Annotated in this window: 23 protein-coding genes; 8 read left to right on the top strand and 15 right to left on the bottom strand. The window is 69.2% G+C overall.

From position 1 onward, the window contains the following. Positions 1 to 6: 6 nt before the first annotated feature. Positions 7 to 393 carry a hydroxyphenylacetyl-CoA thioesterase PaaI gene (gene paaI, locus BM417_RS14620; RefSeq protein ID WP_093593039.1) on the top strand — a complete coding sequence of 129 codons (387 nt, stop codon included), beginning with the start codon at positions 7 to 9 and terminating at the stop codon, positions 391 to 393. Here the strand turns inward: paaI and BM417_RS14615 are convergent. Together BM417_RS14615 and BM417_RS14610 are read right to left on the bottom strand one after the other, a co-directional pair. Further along, positions 332 to 730, bottom strand: coding sequence for a hypothetical protein (locus tag BM417_RS14615; RefSeq protein WP_093593036.1), 399 nt, complete (start codon positions 728 to 730; stop codon positions 332 to 334). The genes paaI and BM417_RS14615 overlap by 62 nt on opposite strands. A 38-nt stretch (positions 731 to 768) precedes the next feature. Further along, positions 769 to 1,911 (bottom strand): hypothetical protein, encoded by a 1,143-nt coding sequence (locus tag BM417_RS14610; protein ID WP_093593033.1) that lies wholly within the window; start codon positions 1,909 to 1,911, stop codon positions 769 to 771. 36 nt (positions 1,912 to 1,947) lie between these two features. Between BM417_RS14610 and BM417_RS14605 the strand changes: the two genes are divergently transcribed. Both BM417_RS14605 and BM417_RS14600 read left to right on the top strand, forming a co-directional pair. Beyond that, positions 1,948 to 2,451, top strand: a complete 504-nt coding sequence (locus tag BM417_RS14605) for a DUF6584 family protein (protein ID WP_093593031.1) — start codon at positions 1,948 to 1,950, stop codon at positions 2,449 to 2,451. Continuing rightward, positions 2,448 to 3,299, top strand: a complete 852-nt coding sequence (locus tag BM417_RS14600) for a serine/threonine dehydratase (RefSeq protein ID WP_093593028.1) — start codon at positions 2,448 to 2,450, stop codon at positions 3,297 to 3,299. Before BM417_RS14605 ends, BM417_RS14600 begins: the two co-directional genes overlap by 4 nt. A 285-nt stretch (positions 3,300 to 3,584) precedes the next feature. Here the strand turns inward: BM417_RS14600 and mnmA are convergent, their stop codons facing one another. The 8 genes from mnmA to BM417_RS14560 all read right to left on the bottom strand — a co-directional run bounded on the left by mnmA (position 3,585) and on the right by BM417_RS14560 (position 11,218). Beyond that, the gene (gene mnmA, locus BM417_RS14595) at positions 3,585 to 4,667 is read right to left on the bottom strand and encodes a tRNA 2-thiouridine(34) synthase MnmA (RefSeq protein ID WP_093593025.1); all 1,083 of its coding nucleotides are present in this window, start codon (positions 4,665 to 4,667) and stop codon (positions 3,585 to 3,587) included. Beyond that, a complete protein-coding gene (locus tag BM417_RS14590; protein ID WP_093593022.1) occupies positions 4,664 to 5,833 on the bottom strand; it encodes a cysteine desulfurase family protein in 1,170 nt (389 codons plus the stop codon). The genes mnmA and BM417_RS14590 overlap by 4 nt, the downstream gene beginning before the upstream one ends. Continuing rightward, entirely contained in the window at positions 5,833 to 7,176 is a 1,344-nt protein-coding gene (locus BM417_RS14585; RefSeq protein WP_245821915.1) for an MFS transporter, read from the bottom strand. The genes BM417_RS14590 and BM417_RS14585 overlap by 1 nt, the downstream gene beginning before the upstream one ends. Further along, positions 7,133 to 8,005 carry a lysophospholipid acyltransferase family protein gene (locus BM417_RS14580; protein ID WP_093593764.1) on the bottom strand — a complete coding sequence of 291 codons (873 nt, stop codon included), beginning with the start codon at positions 8,003 to 8,005 and terminating at the stop codon, positions 7,133 to 7,135. The genes BM417_RS14585 and BM417_RS14580 overlap by 44 nt, the downstream gene beginning before the upstream one ends. Further along, entirely contained in the window at positions 8,002 to 8,775 is a 774-nt protein-coding gene (locus BM417_RS14575) for a GNAT family N-acetyltransferase (RefSeq protein ID WP_093593016.1), read from the bottom strand. Before BM417_RS14575 ends, BM417_RS14580 begins: the two co-directional genes overlap by 4 nt. 171 nt (positions 8,776 to 8,946) lie before the next feature. Continuing rightward, positions 8,947 to 9,276 carry a hypothetical protein gene (locus tag BM417_RS14570; RefSeq protein WP_093593013.1) on the bottom strand — a complete coding sequence of 110 codons (330 nt, stop codon included), beginning with the start codon at positions 9,274 to 9,276 and terminating at the stop codon, positions 8,947 to 8,949. 192 nt (positions 9,277 to 9,468) lie between these two features. Then, a complete protein-coding gene (locus BM417_RS14565) occupies positions 9,469 to 10,422 on the bottom strand; it encodes an electron transfer flavoprotein subunit alpha/FixB family protein (RefSeq protein ID WP_093593011.1) in 954 nt (317 codons plus the stop codon). Between the two features lie 13 nt (positions 10,423 to 10,435). Further along, entirely contained in the window at positions 10,436 to 11,218 is a 783-nt protein-coding gene (locus BM417_RS14560; protein WP_093593009.1) for an electron transfer flavoprotein subunit beta/FixA family protein, read from the bottom strand. A gap of 217 nt (positions 11,219 to 11,435) precedes the next feature. Here BM417_RS14560 and BM417_RS14555 point away from each other — a divergent pair, with 217 nt between their 5' ends. After that, positions 11,436 to 12,278: a DegV family protein gene (locus tag BM417_RS14555; protein ID WP_093593006.1), complete on the top strand. Its 843-nt coding sequence runs from the start codon at positions 11,436 to 11,438 to the stop codon at positions 12,276 to 12,278. Positions 12,279 to 12,342: 64 nt separating this feature from the next. Continuing rightward, positions 12,343 to 12,495 (top strand): hypothetical protein, encoded by a 153-nt coding sequence (locus tag BM417_RS47765; protein WP_177320432.1) that lies wholly within the window; start codon positions 12,343 to 12,345, stop codon positions 12,493 to 12,495. On the opposite strand, the gene BM417_RS14550 is transcribed toward BM417_RS47765, so the two are convergent. The 4 genes from BM417_RS14550 to BM417_RS14535 all read right to left on the bottom strand — a co-directional run bounded on the left by BM417_RS14550 (position 12,492) and on the right by BM417_RS14535 (position 15,676). Continuing rightward, entirely contained in the window at positions 12,492 to 13,301 is an 810-nt protein-coding gene (locus BM417_RS14550; RefSeq protein WP_093593003.1) for an isocitrate lyase/PEP mutase family protein, read from the bottom strand. The genes BM417_RS47765 and BM417_RS14550 overlap by 4 nt on opposite strands. A gap of 178 nt (positions 13,302 to 13,479) precedes the next feature. Next, entirely contained in the window at positions 13,480 to 14,163 is a 684-nt protein-coding gene (locus tag BM417_RS47760) for a hypothetical protein (protein ID WP_177320431.1), read from the bottom strand. 11 nt (positions 14,164 to 14,174) lie between these two features. Beyond that, positions 14,175 to 14,729, bottom strand: coding sequence for an OmpA family protein (locus tag BM417_RS14540; RefSeq protein WP_093592997.1), 555 nt, complete (start codon positions 14,727 to 14,729; stop codon positions 14,175 to 14,177). Beyond that, entirely contained in the window at positions 14,726 to 15,676 is a 951-nt protein-coding gene (locus tag BM417_RS14535) for a coiled-coil domain-containing protein (RefSeq protein ID WP_093592994.1), read from the bottom strand. Before BM417_RS14535 ends, BM417_RS14540 begins: the two co-directional genes overlap by 4 nt. 315 nt (positions 15,677 to 15,991) lie before the next feature. Here BM417_RS14535 and BM417_RS14530 point away from each other — a divergent pair, with 315 nt between their 5' ends. Continuing rightward, entirely contained in the window at positions 15,992 to 16,834 is an 843-nt protein-coding gene (locus BM417_RS14530) for a DegV family protein (RefSeq protein WP_177320430.1), read from the top strand. Here BM417_RS14530 and BM417_RS14525 read toward each other — a convergent pair whose 3' ends face one another. Further along, complete coding sequence (locus tag BM417_RS14525) at positions 16,835 to 17,470, bottom strand: TetR/AcrR family transcriptional regulator (RefSeq protein WP_093592988.1); 636 nt, start codon at positions 17,468 to 17,470, stop codon at positions 16,835 to 16,837. It abuts the gene before it with no gap. Between the two features lie 122 nt (positions 17,471 to 17,592). Between BM417_RS14525 and BM417_RS14520 the strand changes: the two genes are divergently transcribed. Next, positions 17,593 to 18,231 carry an SRPBCC family protein gene (locus BM417_RS14520; RefSeq protein ID WP_093592985.1) on the top strand — a complete coding sequence of 213 codons (639 nt, stop codon included), beginning with the start codon at positions 17,593 to 17,595 and terminating at the stop codon, positions 18,229 to 18,231. Between the two features lie 39 nt (positions 18,232 to 18,270). Then, a complete protein-coding gene (locus tag BM417_RS14515; protein ID WP_093592982.1) occupies positions 18,271 to 18,618 on the top strand; it encodes a hypothetical protein in 348 nt (115 codons plus the stop codon). Positions 18,619 to 18,626: the final 8 nt, after the last annotated feature.

The following is an 18,626-nucleotide window of genomic DNA, read 5'->3' as shown; positions in this document are numbered from 1 at the left end:
AACGGAATGAATGGTCCTGCCGAGATGCTCGCCGCCGACAAGGCGTCCACCGCCCTGGGCATCGAGCCCGTCGAACTGCGCGACGGCTACGCGACGCTGCGGATGAAGGTCGCGGAAAACATGATCAACGGCCACGGCATCGCGCACGGTGGCTATGTGTTCCTGCTGGCGGACAGCGCGTTCGCCTGCGCCTGCAACAGGGCCGGGTCCGTCACCGTCGCCGCCACGGCCGAGATCGACTTCATCCGGCCCGTGCACGAGGGCGACGAGCTGGTGGCGGAGGCGGTGGAACGGACCCGGTTCGGCCGCAGCGGGATCTACGACATCACGGTCAGGCGAGGGACCGAGATCGTGGCTGAGTTCCGTGGTCGCTCGCGGACCCTGCGCGCTTGAGGCCGACGTACTGCAGCACCGCGAAGCCGATCACCGCGAGCCCTTGTGCCAGCACCAGGGCGACGCCGGAGTCGGTGAGCGGGAACCACGCCAGTTCGGCCGTCAGAATGCTGTCGAGACCCCAGACCAGGTTGCCGATGATGACCAGCAGCACGATTCGGCGGTCAGGGGTGGCGCGGGTTCCCAAGAAGAACACGCCCACTCCGTAAACGACGCAGAAAGTGCCGAGCCCGATCTGCCAGCCCACCGGCATTCCGACTTCCGGGCGAATCAGCAGGGTCAGCAGGCCGAGAGTGAACGAAGCGACACCGTCGAGTTTCAAGGCGAATTTCAACATGGCCTGACGATGGCTCGCTCAACGCTGCCAAAGCCATGTCATGCGCTGCCAACTCCTGCCATCAGGTCTGCCGCGACCAGGCGTGCGGCGGCGTTCTGCCAGTTGTGGAGCGTGCGCTCGGGTACCTGTGTCACGAACCACTGCAGCGCGCGGCGGTCCTCCGCGTCGAGGTCCTCGCGTTTGGTCCGGACCGAATACGGGCGGATTCCCTTGACGTAGTAGAAGTAGACGGCGTTGTAGTAACGCCATTCGTCGCTCGTGCCGAAATCGCCGTCAAGAGGCTTGAGTCGTTGAATGGAAGCAAGCAGCAGGCTCTTCAACTGCGCGGCCCGGTCCAGCGGCGGGCCTTCGTCGGTCAGCGCGATCAACGGGCTCGCGACGAGTTTCCCGAGGTCGCCGTAGTGGCTCAAAGCCTTGCGGGTGAGCCGGGCGAACTCCGCCTCGTCCTCGGTCACCAGCGGCCGGCGCCTGGGCAACGCCTCGGCGGCGTCACGAAGCTCGGCGCGTTCTGCCGCGACCGCGGGCACGGCGAGACGGTCGACCATCAAAGCGAGCGGGTTCGCGAGCACCTGGACCGCGATGGCCGCCGCCACGGTCGTGTAGACGAGCAGCACCGGGCCGCCGAAGAAGATCACCTGCGAGCCGAACAGCACCGCGGTGAAGCCCGAGATCACCAGCGACCGCAGCATGTCGGCGCGGATCGCCTCGCCCTCCTCGACGGCGTCGGTGACGGCGACCAGCACGCCGAACACCACCACGTCGAACCCGAGCGACGGCAGGGTGATCGCGTCGGGCAGCAGGCCCAGCAGGAATGCACCTGCGGAAAGGCCGAACATCACCCCAACGAGTGAAAAGTAAGCACGTTTTCTTATGGCTAGAGCCGTGGCCGCAGCCAAAGGAAGCAATACGATCCACGGCACGAAGAAGGACGCTGCGCAGAACGGCAGCAGCGCGAACAGCCACCACCTGATCAACTCTGGCCGGCAGAGCAACAGGATCGCGCCCGTCCAGGCGAGCGCCGGCACCCCGATGACCACGGGATGTGGCATCACGACGGCCGCCGAATAGCCGATCATCCCCACGCCCGCCCACCACAACAGCGGCTTGCGCGGGTCGCGGGCGAGCAGGTACAGACCCAGCCACCAGGCGAGGCCGGAGACCAGCAGCGATAGGCCGAACACGGGTCAAAGCTAGCCCTACCTGCAAAACTAATCTTCATGCCGGTAGAGCTGACGCTCCACAAAGCGGCCGAGGAGCTACGCAGAGGCGACCTCGCGGGCGTGCTCAGCGCACGTCAGCGCGTCGCTGGACTCGTCGGCACCTACCCGCAGCGGCTCGATCTCCGCGAACGTCTCGCCGAGGTCTACCGGGTGCTCGGACAGCCGGCTCAGGCAGGCCGTTGGACTTATCTCTCCGAAGATCGCGACCCCGAGGAACTCCTGGCCTTCGAACGCGCCTACCGCCGCGCGGACGCCCGTCTGGTGGCGCTTTCCTGGCAGGGCCGAGTCGACGAGGCGCCGACCGAGACCGCCCGCACGCGCCTCGCGGCGTTGTACCTGGAGGCGCGGGTCGAGTTGCAGCACGAGCTCGAGGCGACGCCGAACGAGGAGACGTCCTGGGGTGCCTGCCTGGTCGTCATGGCCGGCGGCACGTTCGTGCTGGTGTGTTTCCTGCTGGGCATCGTGACTCTCGTGCAGTTCTTGTGGAAGCTGGTCTCATGAGAACGCTGTCGCAGTACGTCCGCCGGACCCCGATCATGCGCGTGTCAGCAGACGGGCGACCGCTCGTGTTCAAACTGGAGCACCTCCAGCTCACCGGCTCGTTCAAGCTCCGCGGCGCCGTCAACACCCTGCTGTCGTTGAACGTCTCCGAGGTCGTCACCGCGTCGGGCGGCAACCACGGCATCGCCGTCGCGCAGGCCGCCCAGTTGCTCGGCGCCCACGCCACCGTGTTCGTCCCGGTGACGGCGCCCGAGACCAAGACCAAGCGCATCGAAGCGTTGGGCGCCAAGCTGATCCGTCACGGCAACACCTACGCCGAGGCCGCCGCGGCCGCCCGCGGGCTCGATCTGCCCTACATCGAGGCGTACAACGACGCCACGGTGATCGAGGGCCAGTCCACGGTCACGCAGGAGATCGTCGAGGACGCGCCGGACGTCGACACGATCTTCGTCGCGGTCGGCGGCGGCGGACTCGTCGCGGGTGCCGCGCTGGCGTCCGGCGGACGGCACATCGTCGCCGTCGAACCCGAGAACTGCTGTGCGATGCACAACGCGCTGGAGGCCGGCGAGCCCGTCGACTCCGTGGTGAACTCGATCGCCGCCGACGCGCTCGGCGCCACCCGCGCGGGCTCGTTGTCGCTGGAAATCCTCAAGCAGCACAACGTTTCCTCAGCGCTCGTCACCGACGCGGAGATCCTCGCGGCGCGCGACCGGCTGTGGGAGGAGTTCCGGATCGCGGTCGAACCCGCCGGTGCGGCGGCGTTCGCCTCGTTCCTCAGGGGCGATGTGTCGAGTGAGCTGCCCTGCGTGCTCCTGTGCGGAGCGAACTCGGAGTGGCGTCCCAGCTAGTACGGCGGAACCGGCGAGCCCCGAGCCGGCGCAACGGCGACACCACCCACACGGGCTCGTCGTTGCGCCGGGCACGACCGGCCAGCTTCCGCCGGTCCGCGGGGCTGACGAAGCACCGGAACGCGCTGCGAGCCCGCACCGCGAGGTCCTGCGTGTCGGCGAACGCCGTGTCGATGAACGTCACGCAGCGAACGCTAGTGGCGTGACCCGGACGTTGGCGACCGAATTCACGCGGCACCGTCCGGGCCACGCCACCAGAGCCGCTTTCCCAGCCCTACAAGCGAATTAGCTGGTCGCGTCGATCGTCGCGCTGGCCAGCACGATGTCACCCGCCGCGTCCTCGCGGTAGATGGCAACGGCCTGACCGGGCGCCACGCCCTTCAACGGCTCCCGCAGCTGCACTCGCAGCACGCCGTCGACCAGCTCGGCGACCGCCGGAGCCGTGCCACCGTGCGCGCGCACCTGCGCAACGCACTCGACGGGTCCGTCCAGCTCGACGTGCGAGACCGGCGACGAAGCGGAAATGCCGGTCACCGCGAGCTTTTCGACCGCGCCGACCCGCACGTTGCCGGACACCGGCTCCAGCGCCAGCACGTACCGCGGCCGGCCGTCGGCGGCGGGACCGTCGATCCCGAGGCCCTTGCGCTGCCCGACGGTGAACTCGTGCACGCCCGCGTGCCGGCCCAGCACCGCGCCGGTCGCGTCGTCGATCAGCAGGCCCGGCTTGGTCTCCATGCGGCCCGCCAGGAACTTCTGCGTGTCGCCGTCCGGGATGAAGCAGATGTCGTGGCTGTCCGGCTTCTTCGCCACCGACAGCCCGCGCGAAGCCGCCTCGACGCGCACGTCGTCCTTCGTGGTGTCCCCCAACGGGAACATCGCGTGCGAGAGCTGCTCCGCCGTCAGCGACGCCAGCACGTACGACTGGTCCTTGCCCATGTCTGCGGAACGACGCAGCTCGGGACGGCCGTCGACCATCTCCAGGCGCGCGTAGTGGCCGGTGCAGACGGCGTCGAAACCGAGGGCGATCGCCTTGTCCAGCAACGCCTCGAACTTGATCCGCTCGTTGCAGCGCAGGCACGGGTTCGGCGTGCGGCCGGCCGCGTACTCCGCGACGAAGTCCTCGACGACCTCTTCGGTGAAGCGCTCGGCGAAGTCCCAGACGTAGAACGGGATGCCCATCAGGTCCGCGGCACGGCGGGCGTCGTGGGCGTCTTCGATCGTGCAGCAACCACGTGCGCCGGTGCGCAGGGTGCCGGGCTTCGCCGACAACGCCAGGTGCACGCCCGTCACGTCGTGTCCCGCTTCGACGGCGCGCGCCGCCGCCACCGCGGAATCGACACCACCGCTCATCGCCGCGAGGACCTTCACTGCTTGACCACCTTCCGGGACCGCCTCATGCCTGCCAGGCCCGCCGTACGGGCCCTCTCCACCACCGGTCCGATGACCGATGCGAGTTGTTCAACGTCCGCGCGCGTCGACGTATGCCCCAGCGAGAACCGCAGAGATCCACGGGCCAGCGCGGGTTCGACGTCCATCGCGAGCAGCACGTGGCTCGGTTGCGCGACGCCTGCCGTGCACGCGGAACCGGTGGAGCACTCGATGCCCTTCGCGTCCAGCAGCATCAGCAGGCTGTCGCCCTCGCAGCCGGGGAACGTCAGGTGCGCGTTGCCGGGCAGCCGGTACGCCGGGTCGCCGTTCACGATCACGTCCGGCACCACCGCGCGCACCGACGCGATCAGCTCGTCCCGCAGCGCCGCGATCTCGACGGCCTGGGAAGCCTGTTCCTCCACCGTGATCCGCACCGCGCGCGCCAGGCCGACGATCGACGGCACGTCGAGGGTGCCGGACCGCACGTCACGTTCCTGGCCGCCGCCGTGCATCAACGGCGTGCACTTCACGTCCCGTGCGAGCAGCAGCACGCCCACGCCGTACGGACCGCCGACCTTGTGGCCGGTCATGGTCAGCGCGGAGGCGCCGGACGCGGCGAAATCGACCGGGACCGCGCCCACAGCCTGCACCGCGTCCGTGTGGAACGGCACACCGCGTGCGGCGCACACGGCGGCGATCTCGTGCACGGGGTTGATGGTGCCGACCTCGTTGTTCGCCCACATCGTGGTGACGAGCGCGACGTCGTCGTCCAGTGCCTCGGCGACCGACTCCGGGGAGACCCGCCCGAAGCGGTCGGTCGGCAGCCAGGTGACCTCGGCGCCCTGCTGTTCGAGCCACTCGACGGCGTCCAGCACGGCGTGGTGCTCCACCGCCGAAGCCAGCACGCGGCGCCTGCCGCTCGCCCAGTAGATGCCCTTGACCGCGAGGTTGTCGCTCTCCGTGCCGCCGCCGGTGAACAGCACCTCGGACGGCCGGGCGCCCAGGGCGTCGGCGATGTTCTCGCGGGCCTCCTCGATCGCCCGCCGCGCCCGCCTGCCGGAGGTGTGCAGCGACGAGGCGTTGCCCGTGGTGGACAACGCCTCGGTCATCGCAGCGACCGCCTGCGGGTGCATGGGGGTCGTGGCGGCGTGGTCGAGATAAGCCATCAGGAGTCAAGGGTAGCCCGCATGCGGGGCCCGGTCAGAATCGCTCCCACCACCGCCAACGCCGCCATCGACAGGTTGAGCACCACCACGCCCGCGGTCGGCGCCGTCGCCACGACGAGCACGCCGCCGAGTCCGATCATGGTCGCGGAGAAGAGCATGTCGCAGATCTGCAGCGCGGCCGAGTTGAAACCCCGGTCGGCCTCGGGTGACGCGGCCATCATCAGCACGCCGACGCTGGAGGTCGACATGCCCATGCCGGCGCCCGCCACGGCCCACAGGACCGGCGTGAGGAAGGCCGGGCCCCACGTGGGTGCGATGAGCGTCACGGACGCGATACCGGTCGCGACGAACAGGAACCCGACGCGAACGAGCGTGTGGCGCTCGATCTCGGGGTGTCTCGACGCCCACATCGACGCGCTGGCCCAGCCGAGCGCGCTCAGCGTCAGCGGGATCCCCGCCTCCAGGGGCGAGTAGCCGTGCACGACGCTCAGCGTGAGCGGGATGAAGCCCTCGACCGCGAAGAACGTGCCCGCGAGCAGACCGCGCGCGAGGATCGTGACGGGGAGGCCGCGGCGGGCGATGAGCGTGCCCTTGGGCAACAGGATGCGCAGCGCCGGCGCGAGCAGAAGCAACGCCACGGCGATCAGCCACCACGTGCGGTGCTGCAACCCCCAGCTCAGACCCGCCACGCCGAGACCGACGGCGACCGCGGCGAGCGGCAGGTACCTGCGCGTCGGCGGCGCCTCCGCGTGCGGTGGCAGGCCTCGCAGCACCGGCACAAGCAACACGCTGCCGACCAGCACCAACGGGATGATCGCGAGGAACACCCACCGCCAGCTCAGATGCTCGGTCGCCCAGCCCGCGACCGCCGGCCCCACCAGTGACGGGATCACCCAGGCCGCGGACAGCGCGCCGAAGACGGCGGGCCGGGTGTCCTCGGGGTAGGCGACCGCGATCAGCACGTAGACCGCGACGATCAGGAAGCCCGCGCCGAAGCCCTGGAGCACCCGGCCGGCCAGCAGCACCGTCATCGTCTCGGCGACACCCGCGACCACGAGCCCCGCGAGGAACAGCACCACGCCGATCAGGACCGCGGGCTTGGGGCCCCGCCGGTCCGAGAGCCGTCCGGAGAAGACCGTCGCGATGACGCTCGCCGCGAGGTTCGCGAGGAACGGCCACGCGTACAGCGCCTCGCCCTGGAGTTCGCGGACCATGGTGGGCATCGCCGTGCCGACACCCATCGCCTCGAAGGCGAGGAGGGTGACCAGCAGGAGGATGCCCGTCGTGGGCCAGCGGCGTTCAGGCGACCAGAGGCGTGATGGTTCGCGCGCGGTGAGAGTCACCTGTAGATGGTGCAATCTCCAGTTCGGTCGAGGTCAAGCGGTTTGATTGCTCTTCGGCAAGTTTCGCCAGTTCCCGGCGGGTACCGGCGCGTCCGGGAGCGATCTCGTCGAGCACGTGCACCTCGACGACCAGGTCCCTGGCCTTGAGCACCCGGCGGATCGAGTCGATCAGGGTGTCGCTGCCGACGAACGCCGGCTGCGTCGTCAGGTGGTCGCCGATCCGGTAGCGCAGCACGATCGGCCGCACCGGCACACCGGCGTCGAGCGCCGCCTGGAACAGCGCCGGCTTGTAGTGCCCGGACGCGAGCCCGCACCACGTCGTGCCCTCGGCGTGGATGGCGACCGCGCTGCCGTTGCGCAGGGTGGTGGCCAGCTCGTTCACGGTCCGCGGCAGCTCGCGCAGGTTCTCGCGGTCGAGGTAGACCGTGCCGACCGCCGTGATGATCGGGCCGAGCACGGGCCAGCTCTTGATGTCCTTCTTGGCCACGATCTTGACGGGCTGCACCGAGTCGATCGCGAGCTCGTCGAGCCACGACACGTGGTTGCTCGCGACGAGCACACCGCGCTTCGGGATCTCCTGGAACTTCCTGGCGCCGTGGACTTCCAGCCTCACGCCGAACGCCCGCAGGATGGCGTGGAACCACAGGCGCACAACGCTTTCGCGCTGCTTGCCCGGCAGGAGCAGCGCGAGCGCGATCCACGCGCCGCACAGGATCGCGGTGACCGCCGTGACCGCGCGCCAGACCTGCCTGAGCTTGGCGACTTCTTGTGGTGTGCTGCCGACGCACCCGTCACCGCACGGCGACGTGGGCATCCAGGCGTGACTCATGACGTCTCCCCCAGGAAGAACTTCAGGTAGCGCTGATCCACGTGGTCCATGCCGAGCAGGATGAAGAGGTCGGCGACGCCGAAGTCCGCGTCGAGCGCGGGCCGCCCGCAGATCTTGGCGCCGAGCCGCAGGTAGCCCTTGAGCAGCGGCGGCAGCACGGTCTTGTCCGGCCGCGCGATCGCGTCGACGTCCCACGGGTTGTGCGGCGTGACCCGGTACTGCTCGGGCGCGTAGTGCTTGGCGTGCACCGTGTCCCAGACACCGGCCGCGAAGCTGCCACCGTCCTGGAGCGGGATCGACGCGCACCCGACGAGCCACTTGTGACCGCTGAGCAGCATGTACCGCGCGATGCCCGCCCACACGAGGCTGACGACGGCACCGTTGCGGTGGTCGGGGTGCACGCACGAGCGGCCGGTCTCGACCGTGGAGCTGCGGATGTCGTTCAGGTTGGTCAGATCGAACTCGCCGTCGCCGTAGAGCCGCCCGGCCTCCTTGGCGCGCTCCGGCGGCAGCATCCGGTATCCGCCGACGATCTCGCCGGTGCGGTCGTCGCGCACCACGAGGTGGTCGCAGTACTGGTCGAACTCGTCGACGTCGTGGCCGGGCACGCTGGTGTGCAGCGTCGCCCCCATCTCACCGGCGAACACCTCGTAGCGCAGTCTCTGCGCGGCGACGACTTCTTCGCTGTCACGGGCGACGAGGAGGGAGTAGCGGGGAACGTCCTCACCCTGCTGGGCGGGGGTGCTGACAAGCAGTTCCGGCTGCGTCATGCGAACCAGGGTGAAGCCGGGTTGGCTAATCGCAGCAGGTCAGAACGATGACCGGTCAGTGGCAGTCGGGTTAACCGCTGGTGGTCGTCCCGCGCGCTGGGGCTGAGTCTTGATGCGGCAAGCCCCTCCCCGGTTCGTTTCGGGGAGGGGCTTCGTGCTGTGTGGGGCCGCTCAGCACCACTTCGGCTTGTTGTACGAGGCGATGCCCTTGAGCCGGTTGTACTCGAACGAGCGGGTCTCGCCGAACGGAATGTTCTTGCAGTCCGGGTCGAACCCGCGCGACACGTCGATGCTGGCGCTGCGCTTGGTCGCGTGACAGTTGAGAAGCGTCACGATGCCGCTACCGCCGAAGTTCGCGTCTTTCTCCCCCATGAAGTAGAGCTTCTGCTGACGACCGGTGCACGGCCGGTCCGCGCTGGCCGGCGCGGCGGCGATGGTCATGAATCCGGCGGCCATCGCCAGGCCGAGCACCACGGTCGTCATGCGCTTGAGCTGCCCCATTTGATCCCCTTAGGTCGGTTTCAACATGGACAGACTTCGCGAAGCCCCTGACAAAGCACTGACGACACTTAGCATCACGAAACGGACAAATCCGCCGGTGAATCTCTACTGGCCAACGTCCGGCGTTCCTTCCCCGGAAACGGCGGATGGCCGCCCCGCTGCTGCGGGACGGCCATCCGGAGAGAGCTGTGCTCAGCCCTTGCGCTTCTTGACCTCTTCGGTCAGCTGCGGCGCGACGTTGAACAGGTCGCCCACGACACCGAAGTCGGCGATCTCGAAGATCGGGGCCTCGGGGTCCTTGTTGACCGCGACGATCGTCTTCGAGGTCTGCATGCCCGCACGGTGCTGGATGGCACCGGAGATGCCCAGCGCCACGTACAGCTGCGGCGAGACCGTCTTGCCGGTCTGGCCCACCTGGAACTGGTGCGGGTAGTAGCCGGAGTCGACGGCGGCGCGCGAGGCACCGACGGCGGCACCCAGCGAGTCCGCGAGCTCCTCGACGGTCGAGAACTTCTCGGCCGAGCCGACGCCGCGGCCACCGGAGACGACGACCGAGGCCTCGGTCAGCTCCGGGCGGTCGCCGCCGGTGATGGCCTCGCGAGAGGTCACGCGGGCGGACTTGGTGGCGTCCACGGAGATGGAGACCGACTCGTCCAGCACGGCGTCCGCGGCGGACTCCTCGGCCTCGACGCCGCCGGGGCGGACGGTGATGACCGGGGTGCCGTTGCCGACCTTCGCCTTGACGACGAACGCGCCACCGAAGATGGACTGCACGCCGGTGCCGTCCGCCTCGATGTCCACGACGTCGACGAGCAGACCGGAGCCGATGCGCACGGCGAGACGGCCCGCGACCTCCTTGCCCTCGATCGTCGCGGAGACGAGCACCGCGGACGCGTTCGGGGCGAGAGCGGCCAGCGCGTCGACCTTCGGGGTCACCAGGAAGCCGGCGGCGTCGTCGGACTCGACGGCGTAGACCTTCGCGGCGCCGTACTTGCCCAGCGACTCGCGGATCTTCGACGCGGTGCCGGGAGCGCCAACGACCACTGCGGCCGGGGTGCCCAGGCGGCCGGCGGCCGTCAGCAGCTCGTAGCTGACCTTCTTGACCTCGCCGTCGACGTGGTCGACCAGAACCAGAACTTCAGACATGATTTCCCCTCCCTCAGATGAGCTTCTGGCCGACGAGGAACTCGGCGATCTTGGATCCGCCGTCGCCACCGTCCTCGACGCGCTGACCCGCGCTGCGCGGCGGCTTGGGGGCCGCCTCCAGCACCTGGGTCCACGCGCCGGACAGGCCGACCTCGGACGCGTCGATGCCGAGGTCCGCCACGGAAAGCGTGGAGACGGGCTTCTTCTTCGCGGCCATGATGCCCTTGAAGGACGGGTAACGCGGCTCGTTGATCTTCTCGGTCACGGAGACCACGGCCGGGAGCGACGCCTCGAGGAACGCGACGCCCTCGTCGGTCTCGCGCTCGCCCTTGATCGTCGTGCCCTCGACCGTGACCTTGCGCAGCTGGGTGACCTGCGGCAGGCCGAGCAGCTCGGCGAGGATGGCCGGGACTGCGCCCGCGCGGCCGTCGGTCGCCTCGTTGCCCGCGATGACCAGGTCGACGTTCTCGACCGTGCCGATCGCCTTCGCGAGGACCTTCGCCGTCGCCAGCACGTCCGAGCCGTGCAGCGCTTCGTCGCTCACGTGGATCGCCTTGTCGGCGCCCATCGACAGCGCCTTGCGGATCGCGTCGGTGGCGCGGTCGGGACCCATCGCGATCACGGTCACCTCGCCACCGTGGGCCTCCTGCAGCAGCAGGGCCTCTTCGACGGCGCGCTCGTTGATCTCGTCGAGCACGGCGTCCGCGGATTCGCGGTCAAGGGTGTGGTCGGCGTCGGTGAGCTTGCGCTCGGACCAGGTGTCAGGCACCTGCTTGACCAGGACAACAATGTTCATAGGTCCTCTTCGACCTCCTGCGGACGGGCGGCGACGCTTACGCGGAGGACTCTAGGGATTGCGCCGCCGGGTGTTCACGACCCTGCCATCAATCCGGATGTTACCCGCCAGTAGCACCCCTGCAAACGCCAGCAAGCACCCCGCAAGCGTGATGGTTCTCACCCGGTGGCGCCACCTTTTGAGACGTAACCCATTCGGGGGACTAGGCTCCCCTGACATGTACCGGCGAGTAGCTATCGTGACCGACTCCACGGCCTGTCTCCCGGCGCAGCTGACTGATCAACTCGGCATCGAAGTGGTGCAGATCCAGGTGCGGATCGGCGACCACACCGACGACGAGTCCCGCATCCCGGTCCCCGACCTGGTCTCGGCCATGCGTTCGAACGTGCCCGTCGCGACGATTCCCCCCGATCCGGGCGCGTTCTTCTGGACGTACAACGAACTGGCCGCGCAGGGCGTTCGCTCGATCGTGTCCGTGCACGTGTCGAGCCGCCAGTCCGCGACCGTGGAGGCGGCCAAGACCGCCGCCGCCCAGGTCCGCGTGCCCGTGCACGTCGTCGACACCCACACCTGCGGGATGAGCATCGGCTACGCGGTCCAGGCCGCCGCGAAGGTGGCGGAAGCGGGTGGCAGCGTGGAGAAGGTCCTCGCGACCGCCCAGCGCCGCTTCGACAGATCGACCGAGCTGATCTACGTCGACACGCTCGAGTACCTGCGCCGCGGCGGCCGCATCGGTGCCGCCGCCGCACTGGTCGGCGGTGTGCTGTCGATGAAGCCGCTTCTGACCATGGCCGACGGCCAGATCACGCCGCTGGACAAGGTGATCGGCGCCGACCGCGCGCTCAACCGGATGCTGGACATCGCGATCAAGCGCGCGGGCACCGACACCGTGGACGTCGCCGTCGAGCACTTCGACGCCCCGGAGAAGGCGGCCCGCCTGCTGCGCAATCTCCGGCGCCGCGTGCCCAACGTCCGCCAGTTCATGTTGACGCAGGTCAGCTCGGCCATCGGAGCCCACGTCGGCCCTGGAGCGCTGGGCATCACAGTTTCGCCGGTGTGACCCTCGGGAACTCCAGGGCCTGTTCCGTCCGTTGAACTGGACGTAACGGACACCTGGAGGACCGATGGCCGGTTTCATGGACAAGATCACCAGGTTCCTGCGCAGCCCGCAGGGCCACAAACTCCAAGCCAAGGCACGGCAGATGGCGCAGGACCCGCGCAAGCGCGCGCAGGCCGAGCAGTTGCTGCGCAAGCTCCGCGGTGGCAAGAAGCACTAGTCGTTCTTGAACAACGCGTTCAGTTCGCCGTAGCCCAGCCCCTCTTCGGTGCTGTCGTAGGTGCCCTTCGACAGCAGCTCTTCGGCCGCCTTCCTGGCCGTCGCGTAAGCCGCTGACGCCAGCGCGGTGCCGACGCTGATCCTGGCAGCGCCCGCGGTCCCCAACTCGTGGACCGCGGGTGCACCCGGACCCGCCAGGACGTTCAACGGCGCGTCGATCTTCGAGGCCAGTTCCCCGACGGTGCCGAGGTCGGTCACTCCCGGCACGAAGATGCCGCTCGCCCCCGCCTCCAGGTACGCCTTCGCGCGGTCGAGCGCGTGCTGAAGACGGCCCTCCGGCTCACCGATGCCGCGCAGGTACACGTCGATCCTGGCGTTGATGTACAGATCCGGCGCCGCCTCCCGTGCCGCCTTGAGGCGCTCCTGCTGCTCCCGCACGTCACGGAGCCCGCTGCCGTAGGCGTCCTCGATGTTGACGCCGGACGCGCCCGCCTCGGCGACGGCCCGCACCGTGTCACCGACCTCCTTCGCGTCCTGGCCGAACCCGGACTCGATGTCCGCGGTCACCGGGACCCTGACCGCCTTCGCGATCCTGGCGACGAGATCGATGGCCAGGTCGCGGTCCAGCGCGTCGCCGTCCGGGGCGCCGAGACTCCACGCCACACCGGCGCTCGTGGTGGCGACGGCCTTCGCCCCGGCCGCCTCGACGATCAGTGCGGAGGCGACGTCCCACGCGTTGGGGAGGGCGAGCGGACCGGACCGGTGGAGGGCGTGGAAGAGCTTCGTGCGATCAGCGGCGGAAGTCATGATCGATTGATATCAGCAGGCACCGACATTTTCCGGCGAGTTTCGGACAGGAACCGATGACTTTCCGACACAGCCGCGCTCGGTTGCCGCGCTCAGTTGCCGCGCCCAGTTGCCGCCCGCTCAGTTGCCGCCCGCTCGGGTGCTGCCCGCGCTCGGTTGCCGCGCTCGGTTGCCGCGCTCAGTTGCTGCCGGCCTTGCGGCGCACCTCTTCGAACGTCCGGAGGTAGCGCTGGCGGAAGTCCTCGCGCTCCACCCACGTCGTGTGCTCCGCGGGCTGGGGGGAGGCGGGCGGGGGCAGCGCGGTCTGCACCGTGGGTGGCCGGGCGGGCTCGGGTTCGGACTCCGGCTCGGGTTCGAGTTCGAGGTCGGGCTCGGGCTCGGGCTCCGGCTCCGGCTCCGCGACCAGCTCCTGCTCCGCGACGTGCTCCAGTTCGGCGACGGGCTCCAGTTCGGCGACGGGCTCCGGCTCGGCGACCGGCGTTGTCGCGGCGACCAGCTCCAGCTCGGCGACGGGCTCCAGCCCGGCGACCGACTCCGGCTCGGCGACCGACTCCGGCTCGGCGACCAGCTCCGTCTCCGCGACCGGCTCGGCCAGCGACGCGAACGCCGGTTCCAGCCGCGGCTCCAGCTGCCGCAACCCCATCACCGGGTTGCGGTGGATCGGCCTGGTGTCGTAGTCGTCGTCCACCGGCTCGACGGTCGCGGGCTTCTCCACCCACGTCCGTTCAACCGGCGCGTCCGACGCGGAGGAGACGCCAGGAGCGGCGTCCTCGCGGCGTCGTATAACGACGTACATGAGGGCTGCCCCCAAGGTGAAGGACAGCACGCACAGTCCGAAGACGATCCCGACTGCCCCTGCCATTGCGAAGGCTCCTAGCTGACGAGGACGTCGATCTGAGGTCCGAAGTCCGAGGGCGGGCCCCACACGGGGTCCACGATCACCCGTGTGGTGATCTCGCTGTCCACCCCTTGCTCGGCCAGGTACTGCCGCAGCAGGCCGGCCCTCTCCATCGCGAGCACGTCACAGCGGTGCGACGCCGTCTCGCCGTTCCACGCGTGCGCCACCAACGTCACCGAGCCGGTGGCGTTGCGCAGGACGCTGGCCAACGATCGCCGCACGTCCTCACCGCGGCCCACCAACGACGCGGTGCCCGGCGCGAACGTGATGCCCTTGACCGCGTGCGATGAGAACAGGGTTCGCACCGCCTCCTGCGCCACCGCCGCGGGCAGCGACACCGGTGCGGGCGGCTCCATCCGCTGCGGCGCCACGAAGTCGGATACCGGTATCGGGCCCGAGAGAACGGCCGGCGCGGCGGGCGACGACGACAGCGCCGTCTCCAGTTCGTCGCCGTACACGGAGAACCCGAATGCCGTCACCGACGCGGGCACCATCAACGCGCCGACGACCAGCGGCACCCAGCGCTTCACGACGCGGCGACCTGTTCAGGTATGTGGAGCGGGGCGACGCGGTCAGCGGCCACCGACAGGGCGGCGCGGGCGGCGGACAGTTGCGAGTGGACGACCCGCTTCAGCTCGTGCAGTTCGTCGGTCCGGTCGGCGACCTCGGCCAGGCGGCGCTGGGCTTCCCGGCACGCCATCTTCACCACGAACTCCGAACGCGCCCGCGCCAGCGCCTCCTGCTCTTGCAGGTGCTGCGCGGCCTCGTTGCGGCGCCGGGTCATCGTGAGCTCGAAGAACTGCTGGGCCTTCTCGCGCTTGCGTTCGGAGTCGGCCTCCAGCGAGTTGCACTGGAGAGCGGTCTCCCGCAGCAACATGTCCGCGTCGGTCTGAGCCTGGGCGACGGCCTCGGCGCACTCGCGCTCCACCTCGTCGGCGCGCTGGCGGTGCTGGGCTTCGAGGTCGGTGCAGCGGCGTTCCATCTCCAGCTCGCGCCGTTCCATGGCGGCGGCGCGGGTGGCGCAGTCCTGGCGCGAGGCGTAGAGCTCGGACTCGGCCTCGGCGCGCATGGCGGAGGATTCGCGTTCGGCGTCGGCACGCAACTCGGCGACTTCAACGTCCGTGCGCGCACGGAGATCGGTGCACTCGCGTTCGGCCTGCAGGTGCATCTCCGCCGCCTCGTCCTCGGCGAGGCGGAGCATGCGGTGCATCCGTTCGGTGGCGCTCGCGTGCGTGCCCGAGGTGGACTCGAGGCGCTCGATCCTGGCGCGCGCCTCCTCCAGGTCCTGCCGCGTCATTTCCAGCAGCTTGCGCAAATCGGCTGCCTGCGCCAGCGCCTCGGCGCGGTCGAGGCTCGTGAAGCGCAGCTGCTCCTCGAGATTCTCGATGTGGTCGATGACCTGACGTCGATGAAAACCTCGGTAGACAACGTCGAAACCGGCGTGCAGCGGAACTAGTTCCTGCTCTTTTGCACCCATGGTCACCTACTCACTCAACCGGGCTGAAGATTGTGCGAGCTTACCCACGGCCGGTGACGCCAACCAGCGTCGACAATGGACGGACGGAGTTGATGTAACACGTGGAATAACCGGCCTTTCCTGGGAAAATGAGACGTCCGTAGATCAACACCAAACGACCCGCAGTCACCCGATTGTGTCAAGCTGGACTCCTTTTCGGGGTGTTCACTCCGTGCGTTCGCCGTGCACGGAAAGCAACCATCAAGGTCGAGATCACACGAATTGCCTTCCATCGGTCGTGGCTACTTCGATCACCCTTCGTTAGCCTTCTCGTTCGTGTCCTCACGAGTAGCCGTCGTCACCGACTCGACCGCGTCACTGCCGGCCCGTCTGGCGGACCGGTTCAACATCATCACGGTCCCGATGCAGCTCAAGATCGGGTCGGAACTGATCGACGAGGCATACGTGCCGACCGACAGGCTGCTCCAGGCGATGGAGGCGCAGATCCCGATCACGACGCAGCCGCCGGCGCCGGACGCGTTCTTCTGGGCCTATCAGGACGCGTGGGCGAAGGGCGCGGAGACGATCATCTCGGTGCATGTGACGCCGAAGCTCTCCCCCGCGACGGACGCGGCGAAGGCGGCCGCGGCCAAGTCGCGCGTGCCGGTGTTCATCGTCGACTCGCACTCGTCGGGGATGACGCTCGGGTTCGCGGCGCTCGCGGCGGCACGGATCGTGCAGAGCGGCGGCAACGTCCAGAACGCGCGCGGCGTCGCCGAGCAGCGCGGCCGCGACGCCCACGTGCTGATCTACGTCGACACGCTGCACTACCTGCGTCAGGCCGGCCGGGTCAGCGCGGCGGCGAAGCTCTTCGGCGACGCGCTCTCGGTGAAGCCGCTGCTCACGGTCGTGAACGGCGAGGTGGAGCCGTTCGACAAGGTCGTCGGCCGGGACCGGGCGCTGTCGAAGCTCGCGGACAAGGCGGTGGCGCTCGCCTACGGACGCAACGTGGACCTCGCGGTCGAGCACTTCGCGGCCGAGAAGGAGGGCCACGAGCTGCTCCAGATGCTGCAGAAGCGGATCCCGCACGCCCGCGACGTCGTCCTGACGCAGGTCAGCGCGGCGATCGGCGCGAACGTGGGGCCGGGAGCGCTGGCCGTCACCGTCTCACCGTTCTGATCAGAGCTCGGCCACTTCCTCCGCGAGGAGCAGGCCGGGGTCGATCCCCATCGGCGTGAGGTGACCGGCTAGTTCGAGCGAGAGCACGCCCTGAAGACGCGTCCAGAAGGACAGGGCGCGATGCACTGTCGGCGATGACGCGGCGAGAGCGCCCGCCCAGCCGCGGTTCATGCTCAGAAGCACGTCGAACGGGGTCTTCGGCGGCTCCTCCGACTCTCCGGCGCAGACCTCCAGCAGCACCGCCAGGATCTCGTCCGAGATCGCGGTGATGTCGTCGGGCGCGTGGTAGCCGGGCACGGGCGTGCCGTAGATGAGCAGGTAGCGCTGCGGGTCGCTCAGGGCCCACTCCCTGATGACCGCGGCGAGCGCCACCGCGGTGGTGCCGGCCGCGTGGGCGGCACGGACGGTGTCGGCGAGGCTGCGGTAGGCGTCCCGGATGAGCGCGGTGATCAGCTCGTCGCGACCGGCGAAGTACCGGTACAGCGCGGGCCCGCTCATGCCCATCTCCTTGGCGATGGCGTTGAGCGACAACGCCGTCACCCCGGCCGTGGCGATCTGCTCCCACGCGTGCCGCTTGACCTCGTCGCGCACCTGGGCCCGGTAGCGCTCTCGGGGGTTCCGCACCGACTCCGTCATGGTTAGACCCTCTCACATTCGTTATTGACAGTCACGGGCGTCTCGGTTTAGCTTCTGCATGTCACAACAGTTAGAGCTTCTAACTAGCGCGACTGCCGCTAACGAACCGAAGGAGAAGTCCCATGACCCGCACGCGCACCGCCCTGACCGCCCTCTCGCTCAGCGCCGGACTGCTCGCCATCACCGCATGCCAGAGCGCGCCGTCGAGCTCGCCTGCTCCGAGCAGCAGCGCCGCCGCGCCGACCTCGGTGACCTGCGAGGGCCAGGGCATCAACCCCGCCGCCCAGCTGCACCACCGGACCGAGACCCGCATCAACGCGCCGCTGAGCACGGTCTGGAAGGTGCAGACCGAGGTGGAGGGCTGGCCGGCCTGGCAGAAGGCCGTCACCAGCGCGAAGAGGCTGGACCAGGGCGAACTGAAGGCGGGTTCGAAGTTCGAGTGGACGACCCCGGCACCCGCGACGCCGACCACGCCCGCCACCACGCTGAACATCACCTCGACCGTCCTCGGGGTCAAGACCGGCGAGTGCGTGCGCTGGAGCGGCCCCGCGGTCGGCCAGGGCCTCGGCATCGACGAGGGCGTCCACGTCTGGACCTTCACCGAGGTGGACGGTGGCGTCCTGGTCCGCACAGAGGAGAGCTGGACCGGCGCTCAGGTGGAGGCCGACCCGGCCACCGCCATCAAGCTCCTCGGCGGCGGCCTCGACTTCTGGCTGGCCGACCTCAAGGCCGCCGCCGAAGCCCGTCCCGCCCAGAACTGACGTTCCGCACCGACACCCGAAACCCCCAAGGAGAAGACCATGTCCACTGACACCCGCGCCTCCGTCCACCCGTCGAAGCGCGTCCTCGTCGCGGCCTGGGCCGTTCCCGTCATGGTGATCGGCAAGTTCGGCCTGCTCTCCGGGATCCCGATCGTGGTCGTGCTCGTCGCGAGCCTGCGCAAGGGCCGTTCCAAGGCGCTGCGCTGGTGGTCAGGAGCCCTGACGCTGGCCTACGCCACTCCGTTGACGATGTGGCTGGCCGGACCGAGTCAGGCACCCAGCCTGTCCAAGTACATGGACTCCACGACGACGGCGGCACTCGCCGCGGCCGGTGTCGCCACCGCCATCGCGCACCAGGTAGTTCGCAGGCGGTCTACTGGCAAGTAACCTGGCGG

Source organism: Lentzea waywayandensis (assembly GCF_900115955.1).
Taxonomy (GTDB): Bacteria; Actinomycetota; Actinomycetes; order Mycobacteriales; family Pseudonocardiaceae; genus Lentzea; species Lentzea waywayandensis.
This window is presented reverse-complemented; position numbering and strand designations above follow the sequence as displayed.